We start from the raw sequence: 25,375 nt of genomic DNA, 5'->3' as shown, positions 1-25,375 counted from the left end.
TTAATCCATCCTCGTCCCAAAAATATTTCGTTGTAGATCCTCGTTAAACGTTGAAACTATTGGTGTTTTGTACAAGTTTGACAAGTAATCTTCCGTCAAGATCTCTTCTGTTTGACCTTGAACGTAAGTTTGATTGTCGATCAATAATCCCACCATGTCTCCAACCATCATTGCTTGGTTGGGATCATGTGTACTTATTATAATAGAAATATCTTTATCTGAAAGGGCTTTTATTAATTTTAAAACTAAAATTTGATTTTTATAGTCTAGCGCAGAAGTGGGCTCATCCATGATCAAGAGATGCGGTTCTTGTACTAACGCCCGGCCGATCTGGGCTAATTGTTTCTGCCCACCTGACATATCTTGAACGTTTGATTCAGCAAAATCCGTCAGTCCGATCAGATCTAAGACTTGGTCAACTTTTTCATGATCAGAATTGTCCGGCTGTGCAAAGATCCCGTGAAATGCGCTGCGACCTAGCAACAAATAATCGTACAAACTTAGACTGCTCTTGATGTTGACGCCTTGGCTGACTAACGCCAGTCGATGCGACAGCTCTTTACTAGAAATATCTTTTAACTCACGGTCTTCTAGTTTGATCATTCCTTGATAACTCTTATGAAGTCCACTCAGACATGATAATAAGGTGCTTTTCCCGATGCCGTTGGGACCTAAAATGACCAAAACTTGACCATCATCGATCGATAGATCGACATTGCCGATGATTGTTTGACTTTCATAGGCGAAACTTAATTTTTTAGTATAAATTTCAGACAACGGTAGTTTTTCTCCTTATTAAAATGAATACAAAGATCGGTACACCGATAAATCCCGTGACGATACTCAATGGAATATCGTTCACCGAAATACTGCGTGCCAATGTATCAGCAATAACTAGTAAAATCGAGCCAACGACACCAGTCAATGGCAAAGATATCCGATTATCCCCACCTACGATGCTGCGACTAATATGCGGCACAACTAGTCCGACCCAGCCGATAACTCCACAAAGGCAGACAGCAGCGGAAGTTAGCAATGTCGCTGCTACTATCATTAAATTACGATTTAAAACTGGATTTATCCCGATCGTCTTGACTGATGCTTCATCTAATGACAAAACGTTCAATCGCCAACGTGCAAAAAACAAAAATAGAATACCGACCAATAATACCGGACCAACTGAGGCTAGTGAACTAAGATCGACTTTCATAAAGCTACCTAATTCCCAGTAAACGATGCTTTGAAGTTGGTCTTCCGGATCAGCAATATACTTGATCGATCCCAAAACTGACTGCATCAGACCAGCGATGATGATCCCGGCTAAAATCAAAGTCATCCCGGAATTGTTGCGGAGAAAATGGTTGATGAGCAATGTCAAAAACATCGTCAAGATCCCCATTACAAAAGCACTTAATTCGATCACGTAGATCGGCATTCCTGACAAAATAGCAAAGGCGGCACCGACACTCGATCCCGTCGCTACACCTAAAATATTGGGTGAAGCCAATCCATTATTGAAAATAGATTGAAAAGTGGCGCCGGCCATGGATAGACCCGCGCCAACTAATATAACTGCCAATATTCTAGTAAATCTTAATTTGAGTATTAACTTCGTTGAACTCGTGGCTCGATTGAAGAAATAGCTCATCACGTCATTCAAAGACAAGTTGTACCGACCGATCATCATCGACAATACGACCAAAACGATCAGTAAAACAACTGCCAAAACCATTACGATCTTATTCTTGTGATTTTTAGCCACGATATATTTCCCCTCTTAAATTCTTGGTTTGCGACGATATACTTCAGGGCTTCTGAAGAGATATTGCCATGGTAACGTTAGTGCGTGTACCAATCTAGTGTAAGGGAAGAATCCAAAGATTAAAAGCCCACAAATAACATGGAACTTGAAAGTCAATGGAACTTGTTGCATCAAGTGGAAGTCCGGTCTGAAGTAGAACAATTGTCTAGCCCAAACTGAAAGATTCAAACGATAGTTGAATTCTGGATGGAAGAAGATCCCATCTCCAAGTGATGCGGCCAAACCTAAAACAATAACGATCAAGAATGCTAGATCAACGACTAGATCACTAAATGAACTAGTCTTGAAGACCCGATCATCACTGAATCTTCTGAAACTCAAGATCAACATTCCGGCTAAAGCAAGGAATCCAGCGATCCCTCCCATTACTAAAGCGCCGATATGGTAGATCTCGTTAGGAATTCCTAACCAATCGGTAAAAGCCTTTGGTATCAAGACACCAACTACATGTCCGAAGAAAACTAGGATAATTCCCACATGGAAGAGAATACTTCCGATCATCAAATTTTTCTTTTCCAGCAATTCACTTGATTTTGCTGTGATCGTTGATCTAAACCAAGTGAAGCGAATGATGGTCCCGAAGATAAACGAACCTAGTGCGACATACGGAAATACGCACCATAATAAGAAATCACCGATATCTTTCATCTCTATTCTCCCCCTGTTTTCGTCATGTCTGATTGTTTGATATCTGGCTGTTCAACACACGATCGAAGCTCTGATCTAACAATACCGATAGTTCTGAAATATAAGTCATCTGATTGTTCTTGTGATTTCTCGAGTAGATTGAAAGTTCCATCTTCGATCACAGAGAACAATAATTTTAAATCTTGTTGACGGTAGTCATCTTTCCAATCGCTATATGTCAAAAATTCGAGCATCAATGGCAAATAGTCGGACAATTCCGTTCCTTCGATCTGGACACCAAACATTTCATAGAGCATTTTGAGTTTGGCTAAAACTTGTCCACGTTCTCGAGAATCCGTCATCTTGTAATACGTCATATACAACGTGTAACGGTTGTTCAATTCAAAAAGTGAAACATAGTGAGTTTTGATATCTTCAAGTGAATAGACTTGCATCGCAGAAATGATCTCGATCAATTCTTCTTTATACGGAGTTTCTGGATAATCCCGTTTGAATTCGTCTAAAAACTTTGGCTCTAATACTTCTTGAGTCGGGTAGTCGATCATTCTTGATAAATAAATGAAACCACCTTTTAAGCTATTGAGCTTCTCAATATTAATCACGCCAAATTCCTCCATAGAAACTTTCTGCATAAATATCTTTTGATGACATTCCTGCTTTTGCTTTACGTAACATGCTGCCATGAGCAGGTGCTAAGGCACAGCCGTTACATTCTTCGTAGCCTAAGCCACCTTGATCATCTTCAACGTGTTCGATTTTTTCTTTCTTAGCCTTAGGGATCACGAATCTGTCGTCATATTTAGCAATAGCTAGTAGACGGTAAAGTGATGTAGCTGATTCTTCAGTCAAATCGACACGGTCAAGTTTTTCAGTATCAAAGTCTTTTCCACTTGTTTTTGCACGCATATATAATCTCATCATTGCTAATTTGTATAGAGCATTCTTGATTACTTCAGTATTACCACCAGCTAGAAGGTTTGCTAAGTATTCAACAGGAATACGCATTTCTTCGATAGCAGGGAAGATAAGTTCAGGATACTTGATCGAGTTCTTACCTTCGAAGTAATTCATAATTGGTGATAGAGGTGGTACATACCAAACCATTGGCATTGTACGGTATTCTGGGTGCAATGGAAAAGCAATCTTTTGTTCAACAGCCATCTTGTAAATAGGTGAACGTTGAGCACATTTGATTGTTTCCATATCAACACCGTCAGCTAAAGCTTGTTCGATAACTTCTGGATCATTTGGATCTAAGAACAAGCCTAATTGTGCTTCGTAAAGCTTTGTGTCATCAGGTTCTTCACAAGCTTCTTGAACACGATCAGCATCGTAAAGGATCACTCCGATGTAACGGATACGGCCAACACAAGTTTCTGAACAAACTGTTGGTAATCCTTCTTCGATTCTTGGGTAACAGAAAGTACATTTTTCAGCTTTGTTAGTCTTCCAGTTGAAGTAAACCTTCTTGTATGGGCATCCTGTCATACAGAATCTCCATCCACGGCAACGTTCTTGGTCGACTAAAACAATACCGTCTTCGTCACGTTTGTACATGGCACCACTAGGACATGAAGCAACACAGGCTGCATTCAAGCAGTGTTCACATAAACGAGGCAAGTACATCATGAAAGTCTTTTCGAAATTACCCTTGATGTCAGCTTCGATACTTTGCATGTTAGGATCTTCGCCGAAACTACGATCTGAACCAGCCAAATCGTCATCCCAGTTAGGACCATTGTTTAGTTTCATATATTTACCAGTGATCTGTGACTTAGCACGAGCTACTGGTTGATGTTTTGACTCTTTGCCAAACAATGTTTGGTAATCGTAAGTCCATGGTTCATAGTAATCGTCCATGTTAGGCATGTCTGGATTGTAAAAAATCTTGGCTAAAGAAACTTTGTTAAGTTTACTTCCGGCACGTAATTCCAGCTTACCTTTACGATTTAGTTTCCAGCCACCTTTGTAGTGACTTTCGTCTTCCCATTTTTGGGGATAGCCGACACCGGGTCTAGTTTCAACGTTGTTAAACCACATGTACTCAGCACCAGGTCGATTAGTCCAAGTTTGCTTACATGTTACGGAACAAGTATGACATCCGATACATTTATCTAGGTTTAAAACCATAGAAATTTGTGCTTTAACCTTCATTATTCCACTTGACCTCCTTTAGTTTTCTAACGTTTACGTATAAGTCTCTTTGGTTACCGATCGGTCCATAGTAGTTGAAGCCGTAACTTAGTTGTCCATAGCCTCCGACCATTTGCGTTGGTTTGACGTGAATCTGAGTTGGGGCGTTGTGTGAACCACCACGGTTACCCGTAATCGTTGATAATGGTTCTTCGATTTCCATATCTTGAGCGTGATACATGTACATCGTGCCATCTGGCATTCTTTGACTGACAACGGCTCTGGCAGTAACTACACCATTCTTGTTGTATAGTTCGACCCAGTCGTTATCTTTAACATCGATCTTCTTAGCATCATCCAAACTTAACCAAACTGTTGGACCACCTCTAAAGAGTGTCAACATGTAAAGGTTATCTTGGTAAGTAGTATGGATATTCCACTTCCCGTGTGGTGTTAAGTAACGAAGCGTTACTTCTTTGTCAGCTTTTTCAACTTTGGTATCAGTTGGTGCCATAACAAACGGAGGAAGCGTTGGTTTATAAGTAGCTAATTCTTCACCATATTCTTGGAAGATCTCATGATCTAAGTAATACGATTGTCTACCAGTGATCGTTCTGAATGGAACGTTTCTTTCAATGTTGACAGAGAATGGTGAATATCTATCGCCGTCATTCTTAGCACTGGAGAAGATCGGTGTTGGGATCCCTTCACGAGGTTGAACGGTAATGTTTTGGAAAGTCATTTGCTTTTCAGTTTGTCCGGCAGAAATATCGGCTAGTTTTTCACCAGTGATCTCTTCTGCGTCTTCCCAAGCTTTCTTAGCAACATGGCCATTTGAAGCACTTGATAAATGCAAGATAGCCTCAGCAACATTACGGTCAGCATCGAGTTTTGGACATCCCCTTTCGATCCCTTCGTTGTAAGTTCCTAAAATATCCTTGAGTTCATCATATTCATCGGAAACATCATAGCTATATCCGTTTGAACCAACTTTGCCACGAGCGTTAGGCCCTAGGGAAATGAACTTGTCGTAGATCTTGGCATAGTCACGTTCAACTAAGGATAGACTTGGCATCGTCTTACCAGGGATAGCTTCGATCTCGCCTTTCTTCCAGTCTTTGATCTCACCTAGTGGTTGTGAGATCTCGCCTTTAGAATCATGACCCAGTGGCTGTGTCTTCAAATCGTATTTAACGCCGGAGAAGTATTTCTTAGCCATGCCAGAAAATTCCTTAGCGATGTCTTGGAAGGCTTGCCAATCACTCTTTGATTCCCAAAGTGGATCGACAGCTTTGTTGAATGGATGGATGAATGGGTGCATATCAGTACTTGAAAGGTCTTCTTTTTCGTACCAAGTTGCTGCTGGTAAAACGATATCTGAGTAAAGTGGCGTAGTTACCATCCGGAAGTCGAATGTTGTAACTAAGTCCAATTTCCCATCGATCGACTTGTCATCCCATTCCATGTCTTCGGGCTTGAAGTTGCCGTTAGTTTTAGCTAACAAGCCATTTTCAGCTCCGAGCATGTGACGCATGAAATATTCTTGTCCTTTACCAGACGATGCAAACAAGTTTGAACGCCAGATGAACATACCTTTAGGTTGATTCTCATCAGCATCAGGCGCTTCAGCAGCAAACTTCAAACTGCCATCGACTAATTCTTTTACGACTTGCTTAGAAACTTCTTCGATGTCAGTAGTCTTATATTGATCTGTAAAGCTTAAACTATTGCGATTGAATTGAGGATACGATGGCATCCAACCTAATCTAATAGCCATTTGGTTGTAGTCAGCTGGATGTTTATATCCGTGTTTGATGTGTTTAGTTGGTGACTTTTGTGCGGCATTGTCTAACTCGTCGTACTTCCATTGGTCACTAGCAAAATAGAAGAATGAAGTACCTTGTTGTTGCCGTGCACCACCTGGAGCCCAGTCGTTAGCAAAAGTGATATTTGCCCAACCTTCGGCAGGACGTAATTTCTCTTGGCCAACATAGTGAGCCCAGCCACCACCTTGAACGCCAACACAGCCACAAAGCAGCAACATGTTGATAGCTGAACGATAAGTCATGTCTGAATTGAACCAGTGGTTAACACCGGCACCGATAATGATCATCGACTTACCTTTTGTTTCAGCAGCATTTTTTGCAAATTCATTAGCGACTTGCACGATCAAGTCTTTTCTAACGCCAGTGATCTTTTCAGACCAAGCCGGTGTGAACAAACTGTCGACATCGTCGTAACCTTTGGCTGCATATGGATCAGCTTCAACACGGTTGATACCATATTGAGCCATCAATAAGTCAAAGACTGTGGCAACTTTTTGTTTCTTTCCATTAGCTAAAGTAAGTTCACGATATGGGATCGTTCTTTGATAGATCGAGTTACCAGAAGCGTCAAAACTAGGCATATCGATCGTTTGCGTCTTACCACTTTCGATGAATGACAATCTTGGATCGATCTGGTGACCATCTGGAGCAGTTAGATCAAGATTCCACTTCTTGCCAGCTTCCCATCTTTGACCCATAGTTCCGTTTGGAACAACTACTTGATCATTAGTTTCATCAACGAGAACTGGTTTCCATTCAGCATTTTCGACTTCTTTGTCAGTCAAGTCCGAAATTCTGAGGAAACGTCCAGAAACAACGTGTTCTGGATTAGTTTCACTTTCATCGAGCATGATCATGAATGGTAGGTCGGTAAATCTCTTCGAGTAGTCAATGAAGTAAGGAACTTGTTTCTTATTATAAAATTCGTTCAAGATAACGTGAGTGAATCCTTGAGCTAAAGCAGCATCTGATCCAGGATGTGGTGCCAACCAGTTGTCAGCGAATTTAACATTTTCAGCATAGTCTGGAGAAATAGAAACGACTTTTGTACCCTTGTAACGAGCTTCGACCATAAAGTGAGCATCAGGCGTTCTCGTTAATGGAACGTTTGAACCCCACATCATCAAGTACTGTGAGTTGTACCAGTCGGCTGATTCAGGTACATCAGTTTGTTCACCCCAAACTTGAGGTGATGCTGGTGGTAGATCGGCATACCAATCATAGAAACTAAGCATTTCTCCACCAAGCATAGAAATGAATCTAGCACCAGAAGCATAACTGAGCATTGACATAGCTGGGATAGGTGAAAATCCAGCGATCCGATCAGGTCCGTATTTCTTGATAGTGTAGATCAACATGGCTGAAATCAATTCAGTAGCGTCTGACCATTTGACACGGATCAAGCCACCGTGACCACGGGCTGATTTATATTCTTTAGTTTTTTCGGGATCAGTGACGATACTTTCCCAAGCATCAACAGGACTATCATATTGTTTCTTAGCCTCGTCCCACATTCTCCACAAACGTTCACGGATGTAAGGATATTTGATACGCAAAGGACTGTATTCATACCATGAGAAACTAGCACCACGAGGACAGCCACGTGGCTCATATTCAGGCATGTTAGGTCCACAAGAAGGATAGTCAGTTGACTGATGCTCCCAAGTTACGACACCTTGTTTGACATAAACGTTCCAACTACAAGAACCGGTACAGTTAACACCGTGAGTAGTCCGAACTACTTTGTCATGTGCCCAACGTTCTTTGTATAATTTCTCCCAACGACGTGAGTTTTCTTCGAGTTGGGTAAAATTACCATTAAACTTTTCGACTTTTTTAAAAAATTTTGATCCTAGCATAAGCAATTCCCCTATCAATATCGTAATTTATCGATACTAATTCTACATATTAAATTTAGCACGTATCCTAATTGACTTCGATTAGGAATTTCCCTAACCTTTTGGGTAAACGTATATATGGAGGGATCGGAAATGGTTACGAGCAGATATGACCGTCAGTTAAAAATCGAACAAATTGGTTCGAAAGGTCAAGCTAATTTAGAAAAAAGCAATGTTTTAGTTATCGGTGTCGGGGGACTCGGAAGTTTCGTTGCCTCAGAATTAGTCAAAGCCGGAGTCGGTTCGATTACTTTAGTTGACTTTGATCAAGTGGAACTAACAAATCTTCATCGGCAAAATCTTTATACCGAAGATGATGTTAAAAATGGTCTAGGTAAGTTAGAAGCTATGAAACAGCATTTACAGGCAGCTAACAGCAACGTTAAAATAAATACTATAGAACAAAAATATTCATCAGAACTAATAACAGATCAATATCAACTAGTCGTAGACTGTACCGATAATTTCCCTGTGAAATATCAGATCAATCGCGACTGTTTTCAAAAAGATCTGCCGCACATTTTTGCAACTTGTGCAGGTAACCAAGGCCAAGCTATGTTCATGAATTCCACCGATGATGCTTGTCTAGAATGTCTTTATCCTCAACAAGACATCGCAAAGCTCGGGCTTTCAGCCAACATCGGAACGAATCCCATGATCGTAGCCATCACCGGCAGTTTAGAAGCTTCAATGGCCATGAAATTCTTGACCCGTCCTGAAAAAGTCGTCCCTGCAAAATTGATGGTCGTCGACAATTGGAATTTCGATTTCCGCAAAATTGGCGTGCACGTTAGCTCCAACTGCCCACTTCATGGAGGTAATAAATAATGATAGATTTTTCCATCATCACTGTTAGCGATACTCGAACTGAGGAAACTGACAAATCAGGTTTATATTTACAGGAAAAATTAACTAATGAAGGATATAATTTATTCCAAAAATATATCGTTAAAGATGATTCAAAAGAAATAATTCAGGCGTACAATGAACTTGTAAAGACTGATTCGAAACTTATTTTAGTTAACGGCGGTACTGGCATTGCTGTTCGAGATGTGACGATCGATACGATAGAGCCAGAATTCATCAAACTCATCCCGGGATTCGGCGAATACTTCCGCAGGATCAGTGTCGATGAGGTCGGCATCCGTGCCCTAGCTTCTGGAGCTGCCGCTGGTATTACTGCTAGCGAACAACTCTGCTACCTACTACCTGGTTCGACCAACGCTTGCAAAACTGCCCTTGAGCGAGTCATCTTGCCTGATTTACCACACTTAATAAAGGAGATAACTAAATAATGTATACACCAGTTGATAAGAGAAATGCTATTTCCATTGACGCTGCACGAGAAGTGATCAAAGAAAGCGTCGCTAAACTACCATCCAAGATCGAAACGATCAAAGCTAGTGAAGCTAATCATCGGGTCATCGCTGAAGATGTCACTGCCCCTAACGATCTCCCTACTTTTAGAAGATCAGGTTACGATGGCTTCGCTTTGATCAAGTCAGATTTAAAGAGTTTCCCGACTCGCTTGAAAGTCGTAGGCGACATCCCTGCCGGAGCTGATTTCGATCGTCCTATCGTTTCTGGTGAAGCGGTCCGGATCATGACTGGTGGTTATGTCCCTGATGGAGCAGATCTAGTGGTAATGCTAGAAACGACCAAAATGATCGACGATGACACGGTTGAGATCTCAGAGATCCAGAAAAAAGATAACATCACCCAGATCGGTGACTATTTTAAAGAAGGCGACACCTTATTAGCTAAAGATACCGAGATCAATCCTGGTGGCATTAGTTTATTAGCAGCCTTCGATGTTCAAGAGATCAAAGTTTATCAACAACCAAAGATCGGTATCATCACTACCGGCTCAGAATTACTTCATCCTGGTGAAGCAATCAAAAATGGCAAGATATACAACAGCAATGGCCCACTCATCAAGAATCTTTGTCTAGAAAATGGCGCTCAAGTCATTAGCTATACGCAGATCAAAGATGATCCACAATTACTAAAAGAAGCTGTCACTGACCTTCAAGGAAAATGCGACGTTATCATTACAGACGGCGGGGTTTCTGTCGGCGACTTCGATATCATTGCGGATCTAGCAAAGTCGGCAGACCAACTATTATTTAACAAACTAGAAATGCGTCCCGGCTCTGTAACAACAGCTTTTGTCGATAAAGGAACGATGTATTTTGGACTCTCAGGTAATCCTGGTGCTTGCTTTACCGGTTTCTACCTATATGTTGAATACGCCCTACGCTTGATGCAAAAGCAAGCCAGTCGTTTGATCGAATGTCAGGGAACATTAAACGCAGAATATACCAAGACTAATATGTACGACCGGATCTTACGTGGTAAATATCACATCGATAAAGATCAAATCGAGATCGGTCGTGTCGGTGGCGACGCTTCTGGAAATTTGAATAACTTGCAACGAGCAACTTGCATGTTTGAGATCCCCCGTGGCGACTCGATCACTCCTAAAGGAAGCGTCTTAAGAACTTGGTTGTTACCTTTCAAATAGTCGGTCATAAAAAAAGTGGCAAAACCACTTTGACCAATGACTTTTTAAAAATAGCGCCACAACTCAACTACCAAATTTCTGTCGTCAAGCATACCCACGGACCTGTTGATATACCTAACAACACTGACACTGGCAAGTTTTATGAGCGATCAAATGATGTCTTACTACTGAATGATTCACAAACGATCCACTACCAACGAGGCCTAAATCGAACAGCTGAAGAACAAATCAGGCAAATGCAGCAGACTACTCCAGCTGATTTTTTGATCATTGAAGGTCTGAAGGAATTGGACTATCCAAAGATAGTCCTACTAAAAGAAGACGAAACGCCCAATGACTTTGGGGAAGCCACTAATATTTTGCATTTCGTCAGCATTCAACAAACTACCACTAGTAAAGAAATTGTTTCTTTACTAGATCCGGATATCAAAAGGGATTTTATTACGAAGTTTTTGAGGGAATTATTATGACAGACGGACTGATCCTTGCAGGCGGAAAATCTACTCGTTACCAAAGTGACAAGGCTTTAGCTCATTTCAACACGCGAGTTTTGACTAATGTTGAATATACTGCAGAAAAGCTCTTGCCTTTCGTAGACCGCTGCTACGTTTCAACGAACCAAAACAACAACCACGCTATTAGACGGCTTTTTTACGATGTAAAAGACATCGAAGTTATCCAAGATCAAAAGCCGTTGATCGATCGTGGGCCCATCTCTGCTCTTTGGTCCTACTTCCAAGCAACAGGGAAAGACCGAGCAGATTTGATCGTCTTAGCAACTGATTACAAAAATATTAACCCGGTTATGTTAAAATTGATTCAAAATCAAAGCGCTTACATCAACTGTGGTGGTGAACCACAATATACTTTTTGCCATATTGACCTATCACTGCGCCAATTCAAAAGTCAATTACGCAATCGTCATTTCAGATGGCAAGACGTTTTAAAAACAGCTGCCTGCGACACCGTTTTTTTGGCAAATTATCAAATTCAGAACATCAATTATCAGGAGGATCTACAATGAAAAACAAGTCTGAGATGACTGAGGGCGACTTCCAGAAACTAATTCGTATTTGTATGAACGACCTTTCGATCCAGCGAACTCTTTTAGAAAATGAAATGCAAACGCAAAGAGACGATTTAAGAACTTTGGAACAAGACGAGGCGATCGACAATCTTGAGCGTCGGATCATGTTGATCAAGAAAGATTATGATCATTACGCTGAATTTCTCGACCCTGCTTATTCCGAAGAAAAACCAGAATATTAGTAGAGATGATAAACTATGAAAAATAGCGATACCCTTTGGATTCAAAAGAATTTTTTGGACTCACCCGACGCTACTTTGATCGTTCAGGGCGACAAAGTTGTCATTGTGAATAACGCTGCCCAGGAATTGATCAATGGCATGGACCTGGATGTGAATTACATGATCCAGCTCGTCCAGACTGATATGGCGGAGAACCGGTCAAAGACGAATAACTGCGTTAACTGTATCGTTAAAGAGACCATGCATCACAACTCCGTTTCTTTAAACATCACAGATAAAAAGCAATTTAAGGACTTATCATTTTCACTCGATTATTATTTGATCGATGAAAGCGAGGGCGTTTATTCGATCGTCATCCGTAACAATGCGGCGAAAGACCGACTTAAACGAATAGAGGACAATCACGACATCGTACGCAAGATCAACCGGACTCAAGAAAACGAGCGTAAAAGGATCTCTGAGGACTTACACGATAGTGTGGCCCAATCAGTTTATTCTTCGATCATGACTTTGAGTCATCTAAAAACTGGTGATCTAGAACACGACAAACTAATCTCACAAGTCCAAGATCAGCTTCGAGGGACGCTGACTGACATTAAGAGCTTAGCTGTCGATGTTCGACCTGCTGTCTTAGACAATTTCGGTTTGATCGCAGCGATCCATGCCTTAATTAAGCGGATGCAGCCTAGTACTTCCAGCGAATTAGATTTCATCGATCGAAGTGGTGATCTTTCTGTTCTATCCGATGATATTCAAACTACCTTATATCGGATCGTTCAAGAAGCAGTCACTAACGCTATCAAGCACTCAAAAGCTGATACCATCGTTATCATGCTCGTCTCGCACAAGAATAAGATCTCGCTTGAAGTAATTGATGACGGTGTTGGCTTCAATATGTACACCAAGAAATCTTACAATGGATCATCATTAGGAATTATCAACATGAACGAACGTGTCAAGTCGCTCAATGGCTACTTCCTAGTAGATTCACAGCTTAATGATGGAACCACTATAACTGCGGAATTTCCATACAAAGGTAGTACGGAGCCGACTAAAAACGAGGAATGAGTAAAATATGAAAAACGTACTAATTTCTGACGATTTCAAGATTTTACGCAAGGGCCTAGCCTATACAATCAATAACACCAACAAATTTCGGGTCACGGCTGAAGCTCAAGATGGCAATCAAGCCTACTCGATCATCGAAAATCAAGATATCGACATTGCCATTGTCGACATCTCGATGCCACCTGGGGAGAGTGGTTTGGTGACGATCAAGAGGATCCACGACTATCACCCTGAAGTGAAACAAATCGTCTTATCAATGCACGAAGAACCTGAATATATCAATAGTGCCATTGCTAATGGTGCTCTTTCTTACGTCCTAAAAAGTTCAGACGAACAAGAACTGATCAACGCCCTCGACCATGCTGACGTCGACGAATCATACATCGACAAAAACATCGTCATGACGGAAAACGACTACAATATCATCAAAGAAAAACAAGAAAAAGATCAAGATCCAGACGAAAAAAATCTGGACAAGTTAAACTTTGTTAACTTATCCAGACGTGAACGTGAGGTCTTACCTCTTATTTGTTTAGGTTTCTCCAACCAAGAAATAGCGGAGAAATTATTCGTTACTAGAAAAACAATTGAAGCTCATAAAACTAACATCATGAAAAAGCTTGGCTTTAATTCACGACGCGAGCTCTTGCACTTCGCTATGCAGCATCACCTGATCGACTTTTAGTCATTGTTACGATCGTCGTCGAGATGATCAATAACAAGGCACCGATAATAATATTAGCGGTAATATCGATTGGGAAGAAGAAGTATGAATAAACAATTACTACTAACGGTCCTAAAGCACGGACAATGTTAGCTTTTCCAGCGGTAATAAACTTCAAACTCGTGTAGAACAACAAGAGTGATAAGAAGCCATTGAAAAAGGCTCCAAAGAAGTTAAATGTTACAGCTTGAGCCTTGATACCGGCAAAAGTTCCGGGGATCAAAACTCCAGTGATCAATAACAGTCCTGCGGAAACTAAGTGATTGTAAAACAAGACATTCCCAGGATTGTTATCTTGAACTAAGTATTTCGCAATAATATTGTTGGCAGCGTACATAAATGGATAAACAAAGGCACAAACAATGCCCCAGAAACTATCGATCTGTACCCGACCTGAAGAAACGAAGATCGAACCAGCGATACAAAGGATCACGGCTAAGTAATCCCAACGTGTCAATCTTTCTTTCAAGAAGATATACGAAAGAACGAAGACGTATACCAAGTAGATCCGAGCTATCAAAGTTACGGTAACTGGGCTCAACAAAGATAGTGCAACATACTGTAAGATAACACCCACACCGTTAGTAAGTCCTAAGAAGATGACCCATTTATCTTTGATGACTGAAAAATCATGGTACATGAAGTAAATCAAAACCAAGTTAAAGATAGCTGCGAACACACTGGTGAACAAAGCTCCTAAAATCGGATTTAAACTTACCAAAGAAAACTTGTTTAATACCGGACTGATGCTGCTAAATAGCAATGAAATTAAATTAAGCTCAACTCCTAATCGTTGAGCTTTTTTGGTATTACTATTCTCCATTAATCAAGTTCCTCGATCTTAAATGGAGTACTGCTTAAAGCTTGACGAACCACATCGATATCAGCATTGCCGATAACTGTAGCTGTCATATTGTCCATATTCTTTTCGATGCGATCAACGCCTTCGACATCGCTGAGTTTTTGAGCAATGTGGACTGGACATTTTTCGCATTTTAATCCTTCAATCAAAATTTTCTTTGTCATAATAAAATCCCCCTCAAAATTATTAAATCCATTTTAGCAAACATCTTTTAAATTTTAACTTAGGCAAATTACTAATTTCAAATGATACGTAAAGAATATAAAATATAATTAACGAATATGGAGGATAATATATTATGGCTAATAATATTTCTTTAGAAGAATCTGTTTATCAACTCTTAAAAGATGTTGATCGTAAGTATTTCACTTCCAATCGACAAGTTAATCGCAATTCAATGCTTTACCAAACTATCGATTCTGTCAAAGACTCTGGTTGGTTCAACGACCTTGCCTTGGAGGAGATCGAAAACTATCCTTTAGCCACCGCCACTTTGAAAAAGGCCACTTTAACTGATGCTGGTAAAAAGCATTTAGCAGAGATCAAGCCTCAATTCGAAACAAAGGAGTAATTTCATGGACATTAATGACTTAAAGAACCAGATCAATAATCGCTTCGAAAACGCGCCGATCCAATCGTCTGCTTTTTATGCTGATCCTGAGGATCATCTCGACAATCAAAAGAAGCTGCGGGTAACTTTGAAGTCTTTCATCGAAACTCAAAAGCCCGACACTCCTTTCGCCTTACAAGTTTTAGCTACTCACTCAGAGATCACGATCATGCCTTTAGGATTATTGGATCTCAACGAATTAAAGCAATGGGAAAATGAACAACGTTTAAAGAGCGGCAAAACTTACGCCACTGGCGAAGAGAAAACTGGTACGCCGATCGTGGTCCAATTCGAATCTCACGTCAAAGATTTTAAATCTGAAAAAGACGTCCTCGATATTTACACCGACGATCTCTTCAACCACTTTAATGATACTTTCAATGACAAATTGTGGCCTGCCATCATGAAATATTTGAACGAAAATCAAACGATCTTGCGTGATGTCGAAAAGAAATTAGTCGCCGAAAGCCAAGAAGTCAAAGCCACTAATTTACAACAGCTACAAAACATGCAAGCTGATCAAAGAAAAGAGAAAATCGGTTTTGATTTAAAGGAAGATCAATTCGATCATTATGCCAATTACATTGCCGATTTATCACAAGTAAATGCGATCTTAGTTTCATCAGCTAGCTTTGTTAAAGATCAAATCCTCAAAGACATGCCTTTTGGTCAAATGATGAATCTTCCAGAAATGCGCAATACTTTCTTCTGGGTCTTAGACAATACTTTTAACGAGATCATTTACTTCTACATTCAAGCTTTCGGCAGTACCAACCCTAACTTGAAAAAGCATCTCAACACTATCCGCAAGAATTTAGCAACATTAATGCGGACCGACGCCTGGAAAAAATGTAACGACATTATCGAAAAGGGCGAAAAATTCAATTCACAAAAATTCTTCACTGATGTTTTTATGCCAATTGCTGAAAATCTTGAGGTCGAAGTCGATAAATTTAAATAGGGGAAAATTATGACAGCTGTATCACCTTTTGAACAATTTCAAAAATTAAATGTCCAGCTAGTAGGACTCGAAGACTATATGCGTCACCTACTAGAATTGCACAATGACGATATCATTAGTGAAGCTGGTCGATACTTGCACTCAGAAAGATTTTTACACGCCGCTTTCTTCTTTTTGTTTTCTGAATTTGGCGATGCTAGCGCAGAAGACTTACGTGACAATTCTTTGCAATCAGCCGCTGCTGCCATGCAAATGTTTTACATACGTAACGAAATGATGCGTAAGCACCAATCAGGTCCCGATTCGATCAAATTGAATTTTATGGTGGAATACTTTTCTGATTTGATCGATGTCGAATTTCGGAAATGTTCGGCCGATGACGACGACTTACAAGGAAAGATCGAGGCCGTCCAAGAGATCACGACTAACCAACTGTTGGCTGATGAAGAAATGGTCAAACCCGTCAGCGATGTCGGCGAATACATCAAACGGATCGAAGCACGTTCTGCCGTAATGTTCGAATTTGCTTGCCGGTTCGGTGCTCAAGCTACTCATGCCAACGACGTTTTGATCGATTCTGCTGGTCAGATCGGTCGAACTATCGGTCTTGCCTACCAAATCAAGAGTGAGATCCTAGACTTGATCGGTATCAATACCACCGAAGACCAATTCGGTCCACTATACATGCTCCAAGGTGGTGAGTTTACCCTACCAACTATCTTTGCCGTAGCTAAAGCTGGCCCCGACTTCTTAAACAACATCGCTGAAGCCGGAAGAACTGGTGACAAAGCCTTAGCTGAAACAGCTGAATATATAATCGACAATGGCGTAGACGCTGCTCAAGTAATGGTCAAGGAGTACAAAGACCAAGCTGTATTCGATATTGATATGTTGCCAAATATTCAGGCTAAGCAGGATTTGAAGAAGTTGGTTAATATGTTGCTTTAGAATGTGGTGGTAGTTTGTGTGCTCATTGATTGAGAGTTTTCGATTTTTGGTTGTTAAATAGGCACTTTTGATGCTTCCTAATTCTCACATGTCTATCTCTGGCTTATTATTTAAAATAAATTAAAACAAAAATTCAAAGGAAAAATCCCATTTTGAAGCGATTGCTTCAAAATGGGATTTTCTTTATTTTTCTCTTCAATTTATTTAACCATTATATGTCCAACCATTTGAACTATGCGTTGGTCCTGCTAATTTGGCATAAGGTGTTACTGTGCCATCGGAATCTATCTCATCACCGTTGAAATTGATTAGTGTGGAAATTCCTGAATATGTGATTTCATATCCTTTATTATTTTGCACTGCACTTACTTGATCCTTCATATCTGGACTCATACCCATAGCATGAACGAATAAGCTTTTTGCCATGTCAGCACTTTTAATGCGGCTATTTGCTGTGTTTTCTGTTGCTTCGCTGGCATTTTGATTGAGGTCAGCGTCTGATTTCCCGGTGTCTTTGCTGTCCCAGGCTTTGTCGTTGTCACTGCTGCCTGGTGTTGATTGTAGGACATTAGGTTTGATATCTTTTAATTTGTTGTTGCTGTTTAAATAAACTACTTTGGCGTCCTGGCCTACTAAAGCTTGTTCGCCTATGTTTTCAAATAATTGGTTGATTGTTTTGGTTTGATTTGGTTTTAGTACTAGTGTCCCTGATTGGGATGAATTGATTTTGTATGTTTTATCATGCATAAAGATAAATTTGGACTTGTCGAATTTTACTGTTTTGTCGGATTTATTTTTAACGGTCATCGATAAGACATAGACAGGATCAGCGTAGTCTTCCGTTGTTTCGTCTCGATCTTGTTTGAACTTGAAACTAAGATCTTGTTTATCTTCCTTATTTAAGTTCTGATAATACTTCGTCTCTGAGCTTACTTTGCTTGCTTTCGACTGATTATTCTTTGAAGTTTGTGTTTGGTTAGAAGTAGTACTGCATCCCCCGAGTACTAGCAAAGCTAACGCAGACACAATTAACCCTGTTTTTTTCATAATATCCCCCTATAACTAAATACTACTTTAATTATAGACGTTTTTAAAAAACAGTCTTATTTGATGTGGAAAAATCCGGCAAAACTTGCCACGATGTTGTCTACGATATTGAACGATTGAAGAAATTGGATGAACTTGGCGCTGAAATCACCAATCACCGGGATATCTTTAAAACTATTTGACCACTCAGTCTGCATCTTGGCCATTTTTTTACCGATCCGAATGTCATCAGGATTGAAGAAGCAGTTTGTTCCCGAGATTATGTTGCTGACGACGGGTAATTTACAAATATTATTGACTACTTTGGAAAAAGTACTAGCGTCTTTATTAGTTTGTTTAGGAGTATCCTGAGCTACTTTCCAACCTGAGGAATAATCACTGTGGTCCGAACTGTTAGAATCAGCACTCGTATCGTTGTTGCCACTCATACCGGCAATGGCTGCTTGAATGTCAGCTTCAGAAATATCACTAGTGGCTTGCTCATTTGGTGTTAATACTTGATTCTCAGATTTATCGTCGAATTTTGTCTGATTATTCTTCAGATCAGTCTGGTTATCAGCTGGATCCTGAGCATCAGCGTTGTTACTTTTGTCAGGTTTTTCATCTTTAGATTGGCTAGTATCAGTATCAGTTGCCGTTTCTGAAGTTTGATCTTGATCAGTATTGTCACTATCATCTGACGAATTATCAGTAGTATTATCACTACTATTGTTATTGGCGTTAGGATCAGGTTTTTCTTCTTGCTCAGAACCGTTGTTTGTGGTCGAATTATTATTTTCGCCATTATTACCGCCATTTCCAGTTGTTTCTGACTGGTCAGTATTATCAGATCCTTGATCAGTCTGTTGCTCGTCTGACTGATTTTGCTCAGAGTCAGCTCCTGTTTGTGATGAAGCAGTACTATCTTGTGACGTTGTCGTCTGATCTGACTGGTCGGTCGTTGTTGATTGCTCTGACTCACCACTATTTTGTCCCTGACTAGTGACCGGACCTGATTCATTAGTTTCGGAATCTTCCGAATTAGCCGAAGGATCAAAACTTGTTGTTGGATGATCGGAAATAGTATACGCTTGAGTTTCTTGTGGATTCGTCGCAGAAACTGCTGCCAATGTTAACAATAATGACGACGACAATAATACTCGCTTGTACTTCATAAAATCCCCTTTTCCTCATATCGTTTAATAAAAGGTTATCACATATTATTAACATTTCCATTACTAGAACATTAAAATTTCACAAACTAAATATTACTATAAAAATAAGAGAGCGCAGAGGCACGCTCAGCTGCTGAGGATTAACGCGGGTGGTCGCACAAGGTGCGGCAAATCCGCGCCGCGACCACCTGTGTTAACCGGAGGCCGCTGTGCCTCGGAGCTCGTTTCAACATTCTTGAGGATAAAAATAAACAGCATTATTCCATCTACAGCAAGTTTAGCTAATAAAAATGGAAAGTACTTTTTAAGTACAGCAAATTTGAGAATCAAAAATCTAAAACATAGATTGCTGTCCTCAGCAACAAGTTTCCTCATAAAAGAGAATGGAAGAAAATCAATCAGCCACCGAAAATTTAATGGTCATCAGTACTCGAGTGCTATGAAACAGTATTAACTTATAGTTACCAATCCGCAATCATGCATCTCCCACAACGAATTCCCATCAGAAAAAAGATCTTGAGCATCCCAACTCAAGATCTTTTTTAATATTGTGAATAATTTGAATTTTTATAAATAAAGCCTTCAGGATCAGCTGCGGTTGGTCCGGCTAATGATGAGAATGTGGCAATGACATTGCCATTGTCGTCTAGTTCGTCGCCCGAATCGTTATAATAGTTGGCCGAACCTGATAATGCATTATCAGTGACTTTGTATCCGTAGTCAGTTGAAACTACGTCGACATCTTCACCTCGAGCAGCTGTAAAGCCCATTGAATGTAGATATAGAGCTTTGGCTATGGCGGTACTATCCAAGATCTTGGCTGGTGCCGTTGGCTTACTGATCGATTCTGAACCAGAGCTTGCAGAACCCGCGACATCGCTAGACCCGGAATCAGCAGCATTAGTGCTATTAGAAGTGCCATTTGAAAAAGCTGCCTTAGGTGCATCAACATTAGTTGTCACGTGATTGTCGTTCGTTGATGTCATTTCATTAGCTTCTTTGGTGCTCGTTCCCGTGGCGATCCGGAAAGTGAATTTACTCAATTTATAATTTGGATCGATGTAAACAAAATAATTTGAAGGGTCATTCAGAGTGTCTTTATTGAGTCCCACAAAAAGATGCGTGATTCCGCAAGCTTCATGAGGTTTAACTACAAGATTCCCGCTCCGATCAGATTCATAATCTCTATCAACAGGGCTAAAAATTTTGAAATCAGCAAAGTCAAAACGAACCAAGTGTTTCGATTCATTCTTAATATTTACGTTGATATCATAACCTGAATCGGCTTTTTCAGCTGTGAAATCAAATTTAACTTGGCGCTTTGCAGCCTTCGACAGTTTCTCATAAGCTACAGAATTCTTTTTATCCATTGAGGAAATCCCCACCGAAGAAGTCTCACGATGAGAATTGCCAAAAGCACTACAGCCACTCAATAAAAGCAAACTGAGCAGTCCAACAACAAAAACACCTTTTTTCATAATAAGTCTCCCAAGAAACAAGCTAATTCCTCTGGCAAAACCTATTTTTATCAAGACAGACCATTTCAACTAAAGACTACATCCTTCAAACGACAAATCCAACAATAAACCCTTAAAAGGTCTAGTACTGCTTGCACCATTTTCTGCTTTTTGGCACTAAAAAACTCGATCCCCCAACGTGAGAAATCGAGTTAACATCGAAAAATCTAAAGTTTAAAGTCATAGCTACCGAGTTTGTGTTCAGGATTCATGTAGATGATGCAATCGTTCTTGCTCTTCAACGTTTCTTTAGAAACACCGGTGAATAACTTATTCACTGTACAACTACCCTTAGGTTTAACGGTAACTGTATTAGTCTTGGCAGATTTGATCTTATTGCCGTCCTTATTGTAAATACAAATATCACCTAAATTAAGCTTTACCGTCTTAGCCGACTTGTTTTCGATCTTAGCATTTACATCATACTTGCTACCAACTTTAGTAGTCGTGTATGTAACGTCGACCTTCTTTTGATCGGCCTTATCTAATTTTTGATAATACTTGCAAACTGCACCCTTTTCAGCTGCAGCCTTAACAGTACTTCCACAAGCAGCTTGAGCGACACCATTAGTCGTTGAAGCTCCTGTTAACAGTAAAGCACAAACCAAACCTACGTATACTAAATTCTTTTTCATTACAAAAAATCTCCTTAGATTTCGAAAGATGTTTCAATACTAAAACCTATTCCAACTTCTAAAAAATATCTGAGATTCTCATCTCGAATATCATTTTACATTGGTCATTTGTATTAAACGACCAATATTATTAATAATTTTTTGTATATTTTGGTCTGTATTCTCAAAAATCGAACTTAGTTAAATTTCGAAGATCTACATTTAAATCAAAAATCATGCGTAATCATTTGGAATAATACAATTAAAATGATACTTTTAAAATATAATTTCACTTTGGAGGTAAACTTTTTGAAAACAATTACATTCAATAACCGAGAGAGTTCCATCATCGGCATGGGAACTTGGCGTATCGGTGAAGGCGACTTGTTAAAAACACAAAAAGAAATCGAAATACTAAAATATGGTCTCAATCACGGGATCAACGTAATCGATACTGCTGAAATGTACGGCAACGGTAAAGCTGAAAAAGCCGTCGGTCGTGCAATTAAAAATTTTGACCGTGAAAAATTTCAGATCATTTCGAAATTTTATCCTTACCACGCTACTCCGGAATTGATCAAAGAAAGCCTCGAAAAAAGTCTCAAACGCTTGGGTACTGACTATCTTGACTCTTATTTATTACATTGGCGTGGTCAAACTCCACTCGCTGAAACAGTTGCCGGTCTAGAAGCCGTTAAAAAAGAAGGCTTGATCAGAAGCTGGGGCGTTTCCAACTTTAGCACTGATGATATGAAAGAATTAGCTGCTGTCCCAAACGGTGAGAATTGTCAAATCAACGAAGACCTATACAACCTAACTAGTCGTGGCGTTGAATTCTCACTCTTACCGTATCAAAAAGAACACAACATTGACTTTGTCGGCTACTCACCATTTGGCTCGGACAACAATGACTTCTTAAACTTAAAAGACGAAGTCGGCGACGTCGCCGCATCCAAAGGGATCTCCATCTTCCAACTATTGTTAGCTTGGTGCATTCGCAGTGGCGAAGTCTTAAGCATTCCAAAGTCCAGCAATCCCGACCACTTCGTCTCCAATTTACAAGCAATCGACGTCGACTTTACCGCCGATGAATTAGAATTACTCGACTCGATCTATCCAAAACCAGACCACGAAGAACCCCTCGAAAGCATTTAGGAAAATAAAGATGGTGTAGTCCCACTGTGTGGCGTAACTCGTTTCCAATATAAAGAGCGTGGACTCCCACTGTTCAGTCGCCGAAAATTAACGAAAATTGCCAAACAAAAAGCCCTAAGGCATATGCACTATAGGACTTGAATTTTGTTGATCAGCCGAATCCTTTATCTTGGGTCCGTCGACACTGTCAGATTTGACTGTAACTAGTTCTTCTTTGATTCTTTTCTTGATTTCTTTCTTGCGCTTGATCTCAGTAATAGTTTCAACTTTATCTTCAGCTGGCGACGCGTCCAAAATGTGGACCCCGGCTGAAACTATAACTATAAATATCCCACAGATCAACAGCATTGTCAGATTGAGCTGGTTTCTCATTTCTTTTCCCCTGAAATTTTGCTGGGTTAAATATAGCACGCGCTTTCCAAAAATGATACGACGTTTATTTTATGTTTTTTTATAAATACCATTTTAAAATATGGGAGTGAATTTTTATGAAAAAATCGGCTCTTGTCGCATTCATCATTGCTTTGATCCTATTCGTTGGATCGATAATACTTCACTTATCACATGTAAAATCCGATACCTTCGATATGACCTTGATTTGTGGATTTTTATTTTTAGCAATCGGCTCCATCATTTATTTCAAACAAAAATAACCGGCATCTTCTTAATTGAAGATACAGGTTATTTTTTTTACAATACACATCTGTTCTCAAAATATGAACACTTGTCTTTCGCTTTTTTCAATTATTTATAACTATCACTCTAAAAAAAGAGCTTTTGATGCGTTTTCTTGATAAATTTTATAAAATTGAATTGCTATTTTTTTTGAAAAGTGTAAGATATACCCCAAATTAATAAACATGTGTTTACGAATCGTGAACACTCTGGGGAGAATTTTCATGGAACAAGAATCACTTAAACGTAGTTTATCTTCCAGACAAATGCAGATGATTGCACTGGGAGGAACTATCGGTGTTGGTCTCTTTATGGGATCAGCTTCTACTATTAAATGGACAGGTCCTTCGGTATTGCTCGCTTATGGACTTGCAGGATTGATCTTATACATGGTTATGAGAGCCTTAGGGGAGATGCTCTACGTCGATCCTTCCACCGGTTCATTTGCCAAATACGCTACTGAATACATTCATCCGGTAGTTGGGTATTTAACAGCATGGAGCAACGTCTTTCAATATTTAGTCGTTGGGATCAGTGAAGTTATTGCCGTTGGTACTTATTTAGCCTTCTGGTGGCCAAATATTCCTCAATGGATCGCCGGAGTAGTAGTCGTTGTTACTCTTTGTATCGCTAATTTAACTTCTGTAAAAGCTTACGGTGAACTAGAATTCTGGTTTGCTTTGATCAAAGTCATCACAATTATTTTAATGATCATCTTAGGATTATTAGTCATCATCTTCGGTGTCGGAAATCATGGACACCCAGTCGGTATCAGCAATCTTTGGGTCAACGGTGGTTTCTTCACCGGTGGATTAAAAGGCTTTATCTTCGCCCTTTCCATCGTTGTTGCCTCATATCAGGGAATCGAAGTTATCGGTATTACTGCCGGTGAAGCTGAAGACCCACAAAACAACATCGTAAAAGCCATTCGCTCGATCGTTGGTAGAATTTTGATTTTTTACATTGGTGCGATTTTCGTTATCGTTTCGATCTACCCTTGGAATAAATTAGGCACAATTGGCTCACCATTCGTAGAAACCTTCGCCAAAGTTGGTATCACAACTGCAGCCATGATCATCAACTTCGTCATGTTAACAGCTGCTATGTCAGGCTGTAATTCAGGAATCTTCAGTTCCAGTAGAATGCTCTACACACTAGGTATAGAAAAACACTTACCAAAAGCATTTACCAAAGTATCACGCCACAAAGTACCATACATCCCAGTAATCGCCATTTCCGCCGGGATCTTGATCGGATTACTATTGAACTACGCCTTACCAGCACTATTACACACATCAAGTAACATCTTCGTAATCGTCTACAGTTCCAGTGTCCTACCAGGAATGGTCCCATGGTTCGTCATTTTGATCAGCCAACTAAGATTCAGAAAGCAAAATAAGCACCTACTAGAAAACCATCCCTTCACCATGCCTTGGTATCCAATCAGCAATTATTTATCAATCGCCGCCCTACTAGTAATTTTAGTATTCATGTTTCTAAATCCAGAAACAACAGCATCATTACTAGTCGGCGTTGTATTCTTGATCGTAATGACAGCAATTTATTTCATTAGAGAAAGAAAGCATAACAATGCTGAAGTTGGAGAAAGTAACAGTCAAGTCGAAGAAGATTAATCAAGATAGAGATCAGAAAATTATTCTGGTCTCTTTTTTTTTTTGATGTTCATTGCCGGTTTTGAGAGGGTTCCGGAAATTTCGCTGTGGAACGCTGTGGGCGTCGATTGAAGCTATCCGGGAAATTCACCCGGACATCTCCAATACGAACCTTGTTGTAGGCGATAAAATCGCCAACAACAATTTCACAGTTGACAGCGAATTTCCTCCACCCTCTCAAAACCTAAGATAGTGAATCATTAACTTTCTAGTGGGTAAGGACGGTACTTATCTATATCGATTTTGA

At 39.9% G+C, this 25,375-nt stretch carries 27 protein-coding genes; 14 read left to right on the top strand and 13 right to left on the bottom strand.

All coding sequences use genetic code 11. The features are described 5' to 3' along the window. From EKM78_RS01470 to EKM78_RS01445, 6 genes are read right to left on the bottom strand one after another with little or no spacing between them, the layout of a single operon-like run. Positions 1 to 777: an ABC transporter ATP-binding protein gene (locus EKM78_RS01470; RefSeq protein ID WP_125768321.1), complete on the bottom strand. Its 777-nt coding sequence runs from the start codon at positions 775 to 777 to the stop codon at positions 1 to 3. Then, the gene (locus EKM78_RS01465; RefSeq protein ID WP_125768318.1) at positions 770 to 1,762 is read right to left on the bottom strand and encodes a FecCD family ABC transporter permease; all 993 of its coding nucleotides are present in this window, start codon (positions 1,760 to 1,762) and stop codon (positions 770 to 772) included. The genes EKM78_RS01470 and EKM78_RS01465 overlap by 8 nt, the downstream gene beginning before the upstream one ends. Before the next feature lie 15 nt (positions 1,763 to 1,777). Then, the gene (narI, locus tag EKM78_RS01460) at positions 1,778 to 2,470 is read right to left on the bottom strand and encodes a respiratory nitrate reductase subunit gamma (RefSeq protein ID WP_125768315.1); all 693 of its coding nucleotides are present in this window, start codon (positions 2,468 to 2,470) and stop codon (positions 1,778 to 1,780) included. A 2-nt stretch (positions 2,471 to 2,472) separates the two neighbouring features. Next, complete coding sequence (gene narJ, locus EKM78_RS01455; RefSeq protein WP_125768312.1) at positions 2,473 to 3,072, bottom strand: nitrate reductase molybdenum cofactor assembly chaperone; 600 nt, start codon at positions 3,070 to 3,072, stop codon at positions 2,473 to 2,475. Then, positions 3,065 to 4,624 (bottom strand): nitrate reductase subunit beta, encoded by a 1,560-nt coding sequence (gene narH, locus EKM78_RS01450; protein ID WP_125768309.1) that lies wholly within the window; start codon positions 4,622 to 4,624, stop codon positions 3,065 to 3,067. Before narH ends, narJ begins: the two co-directional genes overlap by 8 nt. Next, positions 4,614 to 8,288: a nitrate reductase subunit alpha gene (locus tag EKM78_RS01445; protein ID WP_125768306.1), complete on the bottom strand. Its 3,675-nt coding sequence runs from the start codon at positions 8,286 to 8,288 to the stop codon at positions 4,614 to 4,616. Before EKM78_RS01445 ends, narH begins: the two co-directional genes overlap by 11 nt. Positions 8,289 to 8,420: 132 nt before the next feature. Here EKM78_RS01445 and EKM78_RS01440 point away from each other — a divergent pair, with 132 nt between their 5' ends. The 8 genes from EKM78_RS01440 to EKM78_RS01405 are packed head-to-tail and all read left to right on the top strand — an operon-like array spanning position 8,421 to position 13,873. Then, positions 8,421 to 9,155, top strand: a complete 735-nt coding sequence (locus tag EKM78_RS01440) for a HesA/MoeB/ThiF family protein (protein WP_164507140.1) — start codon at positions 8,421 to 8,423, stop codon at positions 9,153 to 9,155. Next, the gene (locus tag EKM78_RS01435; protein WP_125768300.1) at positions 9,155 to 9,622 is read left to right on the top strand and encodes a MogA/MoaB family molybdenum cofactor biosynthesis protein; all 468 of its coding nucleotides are present in this window, start codon (positions 9,155 to 9,157) and stop codon (positions 9,620 to 9,622) included. Before EKM78_RS01440 ends, EKM78_RS01435 begins: the two co-directional genes overlap by 1 nt. Next, positions 9,622 to 10,851, top strand: a complete 1,230-nt coding sequence (locus EKM78_RS01430; protein WP_125768297.1) for a molybdopterin molybdotransferase MoeA — start codon at positions 9,622 to 9,624, stop codon at positions 10,849 to 10,851. Before EKM78_RS01435 ends, EKM78_RS01430 begins: the two co-directional genes overlap by 1 nt. Beyond that, positions 10,830 to 11,321, top strand: coding sequence for a molybdopterin-guanine dinucleotide biosynthesis protein B (gene mobB, locus EKM78_RS01425; RefSeq protein WP_125768295.1), 492 nt, complete (start codon positions 10,830 to 10,832; stop codon positions 11,319 to 11,321). Before EKM78_RS01430 ends, mobB begins: the two co-directional genes overlap by 22 nt. Continuing rightward, positions 11,318 to 11,875: an NTP transferase domain-containing protein gene (locus EKM78_RS01420; RefSeq protein WP_125768293.1), complete on the top strand. Its 558-nt coding sequence runs from the start codon at positions 11,318 to 11,320 to the stop codon at positions 11,873 to 11,875. The genes mobB and EKM78_RS01420 overlap by 4 nt, the downstream gene beginning before the upstream one ends. Next, positions 11,872 to 12,120 (top strand): hypothetical protein, encoded by a 249-nt coding sequence (locus EKM78_RS01415; RefSeq protein WP_125768290.1) that lies wholly within the window; start codon positions 11,872 to 11,874, stop codon positions 12,118 to 12,120. The genes EKM78_RS01420 and EKM78_RS01415 overlap by 4 nt, the downstream gene beginning before the upstream one ends. Before the next feature lie 15 nt (positions 12,121 to 12,135). Continuing rightward, entirely contained in the window at positions 12,136 to 13,188 is a 1,053-nt protein-coding gene (locus EKM78_RS01410; protein WP_125768287.1) for a sensor histidine kinase, read from the top strand. A gap of 7 nt (positions 13,189 to 13,195) precedes the next feature. Beyond that, positions 13,196 to 13,873 carry a response regulator gene (locus EKM78_RS01405; RefSeq protein WP_125768284.1) on the top strand — a complete coding sequence of 226 codons (678 nt, stop codon included), beginning with the start codon at positions 13,196 to 13,198 and terminating at the stop codon, positions 13,871 to 13,873. Here EKM78_RS01405 and EKM78_RS01400 read toward each other — a convergent pair. Together EKM78_RS01400 and EKM78_RS01395 are read right to left on the bottom strand one after the other, a co-directional pair. Continuing rightward, positions 13,845 to 14,735, bottom strand: a complete 891-nt coding sequence (locus tag EKM78_RS01400; protein ID WP_125768281.1) for a DMT family transporter — start codon at positions 14,733 to 14,735, stop codon at positions 13,845 to 13,847. The genes EKM78_RS01405 and EKM78_RS01400 overlap by 29 nt on opposite strands. Beyond that, positions 14,735 to 14,938 carry a cation transporter gene (locus EKM78_RS01395; RefSeq protein ID WP_125768278.1) on the bottom strand — a complete coding sequence of 68 codons (204 nt, stop codon included), beginning with the start codon at positions 14,936 to 14,938 and terminating at the stop codon, positions 14,735 to 14,737. The genes EKM78_RS01400 and EKM78_RS01395 overlap by 1 nt, the downstream gene beginning before the upstream one ends. Before the next feature lie 134 nt (positions 14,939 to 15,072). Between EKM78_RS01395 and EKM78_RS01390 the strand changes: the two genes are divergently transcribed. The 3 genes from EKM78_RS01390 to EKM78_RS01380 are packed head-to-tail and all read left to right on the top strand — an operon-like array spanning position 15,073 to position 17,293. After that, positions 15,073 to 15,345 carry a hypothetical protein gene (locus tag EKM78_RS01390; RefSeq protein WP_125768276.1) on the top strand — a complete coding sequence of 91 codons (273 nt, stop codon included), beginning with the start codon at positions 15,073 to 15,075 and terminating at the stop codon, positions 15,343 to 15,345. 4 nt (positions 15,346 to 15,349) lie between these two features. Beyond that, complete coding sequence (locus tag EKM78_RS01385; protein WP_125768273.1) at positions 15,350 to 16,345, top strand: hypothetical protein; 996 nt, start codon at positions 15,350 to 15,352, stop codon at positions 16,343 to 16,345. A 9-nt stretch (positions 16,346 to 16,354) separates the two neighbouring features. Beyond that, on the top strand, positions 16,355 to 17,293 hold the full coding sequence (locus EKM78_RS01380; RefSeq protein WP_125768270.1) for a polyprenyl synthetase family protein: 939 nt from the start codon (positions 16,355 to 16,357) through the stop codon (positions 17,291 to 17,293). 204 nt (positions 17,294 to 17,497) lie between these two features. Here the strand turns inward: EKM78_RS01380 and EKM78_RS01375 are convergent, their stop codons facing one another. The 4 genes from EKM78_RS01375 to EKM78_RS01360 all read right to left on the bottom strand — a co-directional run bounded on the left by EKM78_RS01375 (position 17,498) and on the right by EKM78_RS01360 (position 21,646). Continuing rightward, positions 17,498 to 18,340 carry a hypothetical protein gene (locus EKM78_RS01375; RefSeq protein WP_125768267.1) on the bottom strand — a complete coding sequence of 281 codons (843 nt, stop codon included), beginning with the start codon at positions 18,338 to 18,340 and terminating at the stop codon, positions 17,498 to 17,500. 56 nt (positions 18,341 to 18,396) lie between these two features. Next, complete coding sequence (locus tag EKM78_RS01370; protein WP_125768264.1) at positions 18,397 to 19,494, bottom strand: hypothetical protein; 1,098 nt, start codon at positions 19,492 to 19,494, stop codon at positions 18,397 to 18,399. A 542-nt stretch (positions 19,495 to 20,036) separates the two neighbouring features. Continuing rightward, positions 20,037 to 20,972, bottom strand: a complete 936-nt coding sequence (locus EKM78_RS01365) for a hypothetical protein (RefSeq protein WP_125768261.1) — start codon at positions 20,970 to 20,972, stop codon at positions 20,037 to 20,039. A 206-nt stretch (positions 20,973 to 21,178) separates the two neighbouring features. Further along, a complete protein-coding gene (locus EKM78_RS01360; RefSeq protein ID WP_125768258.1) occupies positions 21,179 to 21,646 on the bottom strand; it encodes a hypothetical protein in 468 nt (155 codons plus the stop codon). A gap of 333 nt (positions 21,647 to 21,979) precedes the next feature. Between EKM78_RS01360 and EKM78_RS01355 the strand changes: the two genes are divergently transcribed. Continuing rightward, positions 21,980 to 22,780 carry an aldo/keto reductase gene (locus EKM78_RS01355; protein WP_245994730.1) on the top strand — a complete coding sequence of 267 codons (801 nt, stop codon included), beginning with the start codon at positions 21,980 to 21,982 and terminating at the stop codon, positions 22,778 to 22,780. A gap of 114 nt (positions 22,781 to 22,894) precedes the next feature. Here the strand turns inward: EKM78_RS01355 and EKM78_RS01350 are convergent, their stop codons facing one another. Next, entirely contained in the window at positions 22,895 to 23,152 is a 258-nt protein-coding gene (locus EKM78_RS01350; protein WP_125768253.1) for a hypothetical protein, read from the bottom strand. Between the two features lie 116 nt (positions 23,153 to 23,268). Between EKM78_RS01350 and EKM78_RS12395 the strand changes: the two genes are divergently transcribed. Together EKM78_RS12395 and EKM78_RS01345 are read left to right on the top strand one after the other, a co-directional pair. Beyond that, positions 23,269 to 23,433, top strand: a complete 165-nt coding sequence (locus tag EKM78_RS12395; RefSeq protein WP_164507138.1) for a hypothetical protein — start codon at positions 23,269 to 23,271, stop codon at positions 23,431 to 23,433. A 246-nt stretch (positions 23,434 to 23,679) separates the two neighbouring features. Beyond that, a complete protein-coding gene (locus EKM78_RS01345; RefSeq protein WP_125768250.1) occupies positions 23,680 to 25,089 on the top strand; it encodes an amino acid permease in 1,410 nt (469 codons plus the stop codon). Positions 25,090 to 25,375 lie beyond the last annotated feature (286 nt).

The sequence above is a fragment of the Companilactobacillus furfuricola genome (assembly GCF_003946325.1).
In the GTDB taxonomy this organism is placed as follows: domain Bacteria; phylum Bacillota; class Bacilli; order Lactobacillales; family Lactobacillaceae; genus Companilactobacillus; species Companilactobacillus furfuricola.
Note: the sequence above shows the minus strand (reverse complement) of the source record. Positions and strands in the feature narration are given on the sequence as shown.

What these genes read in the sequence shown, in the direction of transcription:
- narI (WP_125768315.1), bottom strand. Translation starts at nt 2,470, where the DNA reads ATGAAAGATATCGGTGATTTCTTATTATGGTGCGTATTTCCGTATGTC.
- narH (WP_125768309.1), bottom strand. Translation starts at nt 4,624, where the DNA reads ATGAAGGTTAAAGCACAAATTTCTATGGTTTTAAACCTAGATAAATGT.
- EKM78_RS01445 (WP_125768306.1), bottom strand. Translation starts at nt 8,288, where the DNA reads ATGCTAGGATCAAAATTTTTTAAAAAAGTCGAAAAGTTTAATGGTAAT.
- EKM78_RS01440 (WP_164507140.1), top strand. Translation starts at nt 8,421, where the DNA reads ATGGTTACGAGCAGATATGACCGTCAGTTAAAAATCGAACAAATTGGT.
- EKM78_RS01435 (WP_125768300.1), top strand. Translation starts at nt 9,155, where the DNA reads ATGATAGATTTTTCCATCATCACTGTTAGCGATACTCGAACTGAGGAA.
- EKM78_RS01430 (WP_125768297.1), top strand. Translation starts at nt 9,622, where the DNA reads ATGTATACACCAGTTGATAAGAGAAATGCTATTTCCATTGACGCTGCA.
- EKM78_RS01420 (WP_125768293.1), top strand. Translation starts at nt 11,318, where the DNA reads ATGACAGACGGACTGATCCTTGCAGGCGGAAAATCTACTCGTTACCAA.
- EKM78_RS01415 (WP_125768290.1), top strand. Translation starts at nt 11,872, where the DNA reads ATGAAAAACAAGTCTGAGATGACTGAGGGCGACTTCCAGAAACTAATT.
- EKM78_RS01410 (WP_125768287.1), top strand. Translation starts at nt 12,136, where the DNA reads ATGAAAAATAGCGATACCCTTTGGATTCAAAAGAATTTTTTGGACTCA.
- EKM78_RS01405 (WP_125768284.1), top strand. Translation starts at nt 13,196, where the DNA reads ATGAAAAACGTACTAATTTCTGACGATTTCAAGATTTTACGCAAGGGC.
- EKM78_RS01400 (WP_125768281.1), bottom strand. Translation starts at nt 14,735, where the DNA reads ATGGAGAATAGTAATACCAAAAAAGCTCAACGATTAGGAGTTGAGCTT.
- EKM78_RS01395 (WP_125768278.1), bottom strand. Translation starts at nt 14,938, where the DNA reads ATGACAAAGAAAATTTTGATTGAAGGATTAAAATGCGAAAAATGTCCA.
- EKM78_RS01390 (WP_125768276.1), top strand. Translation starts at nt 15,073, where the DNA reads ATGGCTAATAATATTTCTTTAGAAGAATCTGTTTATCAACTCTTAAAA.
- EKM78_RS01385 (WP_125768273.1), top strand. Translation starts at nt 15,350, where the DNA reads ATGGACATTAATGACTTAAAGAACCAGATCAATAATCGCTTCGAAAAC.
- EKM78_RS01380 (WP_125768270.1), top strand. Translation starts at nt 16,355, where the DNA reads ATGACAGCTGTATCACCTTTTGAACAATTTCAAAAATTAAATGTCCAG.
- EKM78_RS01375 (WP_125768267.1), bottom strand. Translation starts at nt 18,340, where the DNA reads ATGAAAAAAACAGGGTTAATTGTGTCTGCGTTAGCTTTGCTAGTACTC.
- EKM78_RS01370 (WP_125768264.1), bottom strand. Translation starts at nt 19,494, where the DNA reads ATGAAGTACAAGCGAGTATTATTGTCGTCGTCATTATTGTTAACATTG.
- EKM78_RS01365 (WP_125768261.1), bottom strand. Translation starts at nt 20,972, where the DNA reads ATGAAAAAAGGTGTTTTTGTTGTTGGACTGCTCAGTTTGCTTTTATTG.
- EKM78_RS01360 (WP_125768258.1), bottom strand. Translation starts at nt 21,646, where the DNA reads ATGAAAAAGAATTTAGTATACGTAGGTTTGGTTTGTGCTTTACTGTTA.
- EKM78_RS01355 (WP_245994730.1), top strand. Translation starts at nt 21,980, where the DNA reads ATGGGAACTTGGCGTATCGGTGAAGGCGACTTGTTAAAAACACAAAAA.
- EKM78_RS01350 (WP_125768253.1), bottom strand. Translation starts at nt 23,152, where the DNA reads ATGAGAAACCAGCTCAATCTGACAATGCTGTTGATCTGTGGGATATTT.
- EKM78_RS12395 (WP_164507138.1), top strand. Translation starts at nt 23,269, where the DNA reads ATGAAAAAATCGGCTCTTGTCGCATTCATCATTGCTTTGATCCTATTC.
- EKM78_RS01345 (WP_125768250.1), top strand. Translation starts at nt 23,680, where the DNA reads ATGGAACAAGAATCACTTAAACGTAGTTTATCTTCCAGACAAATGCAG.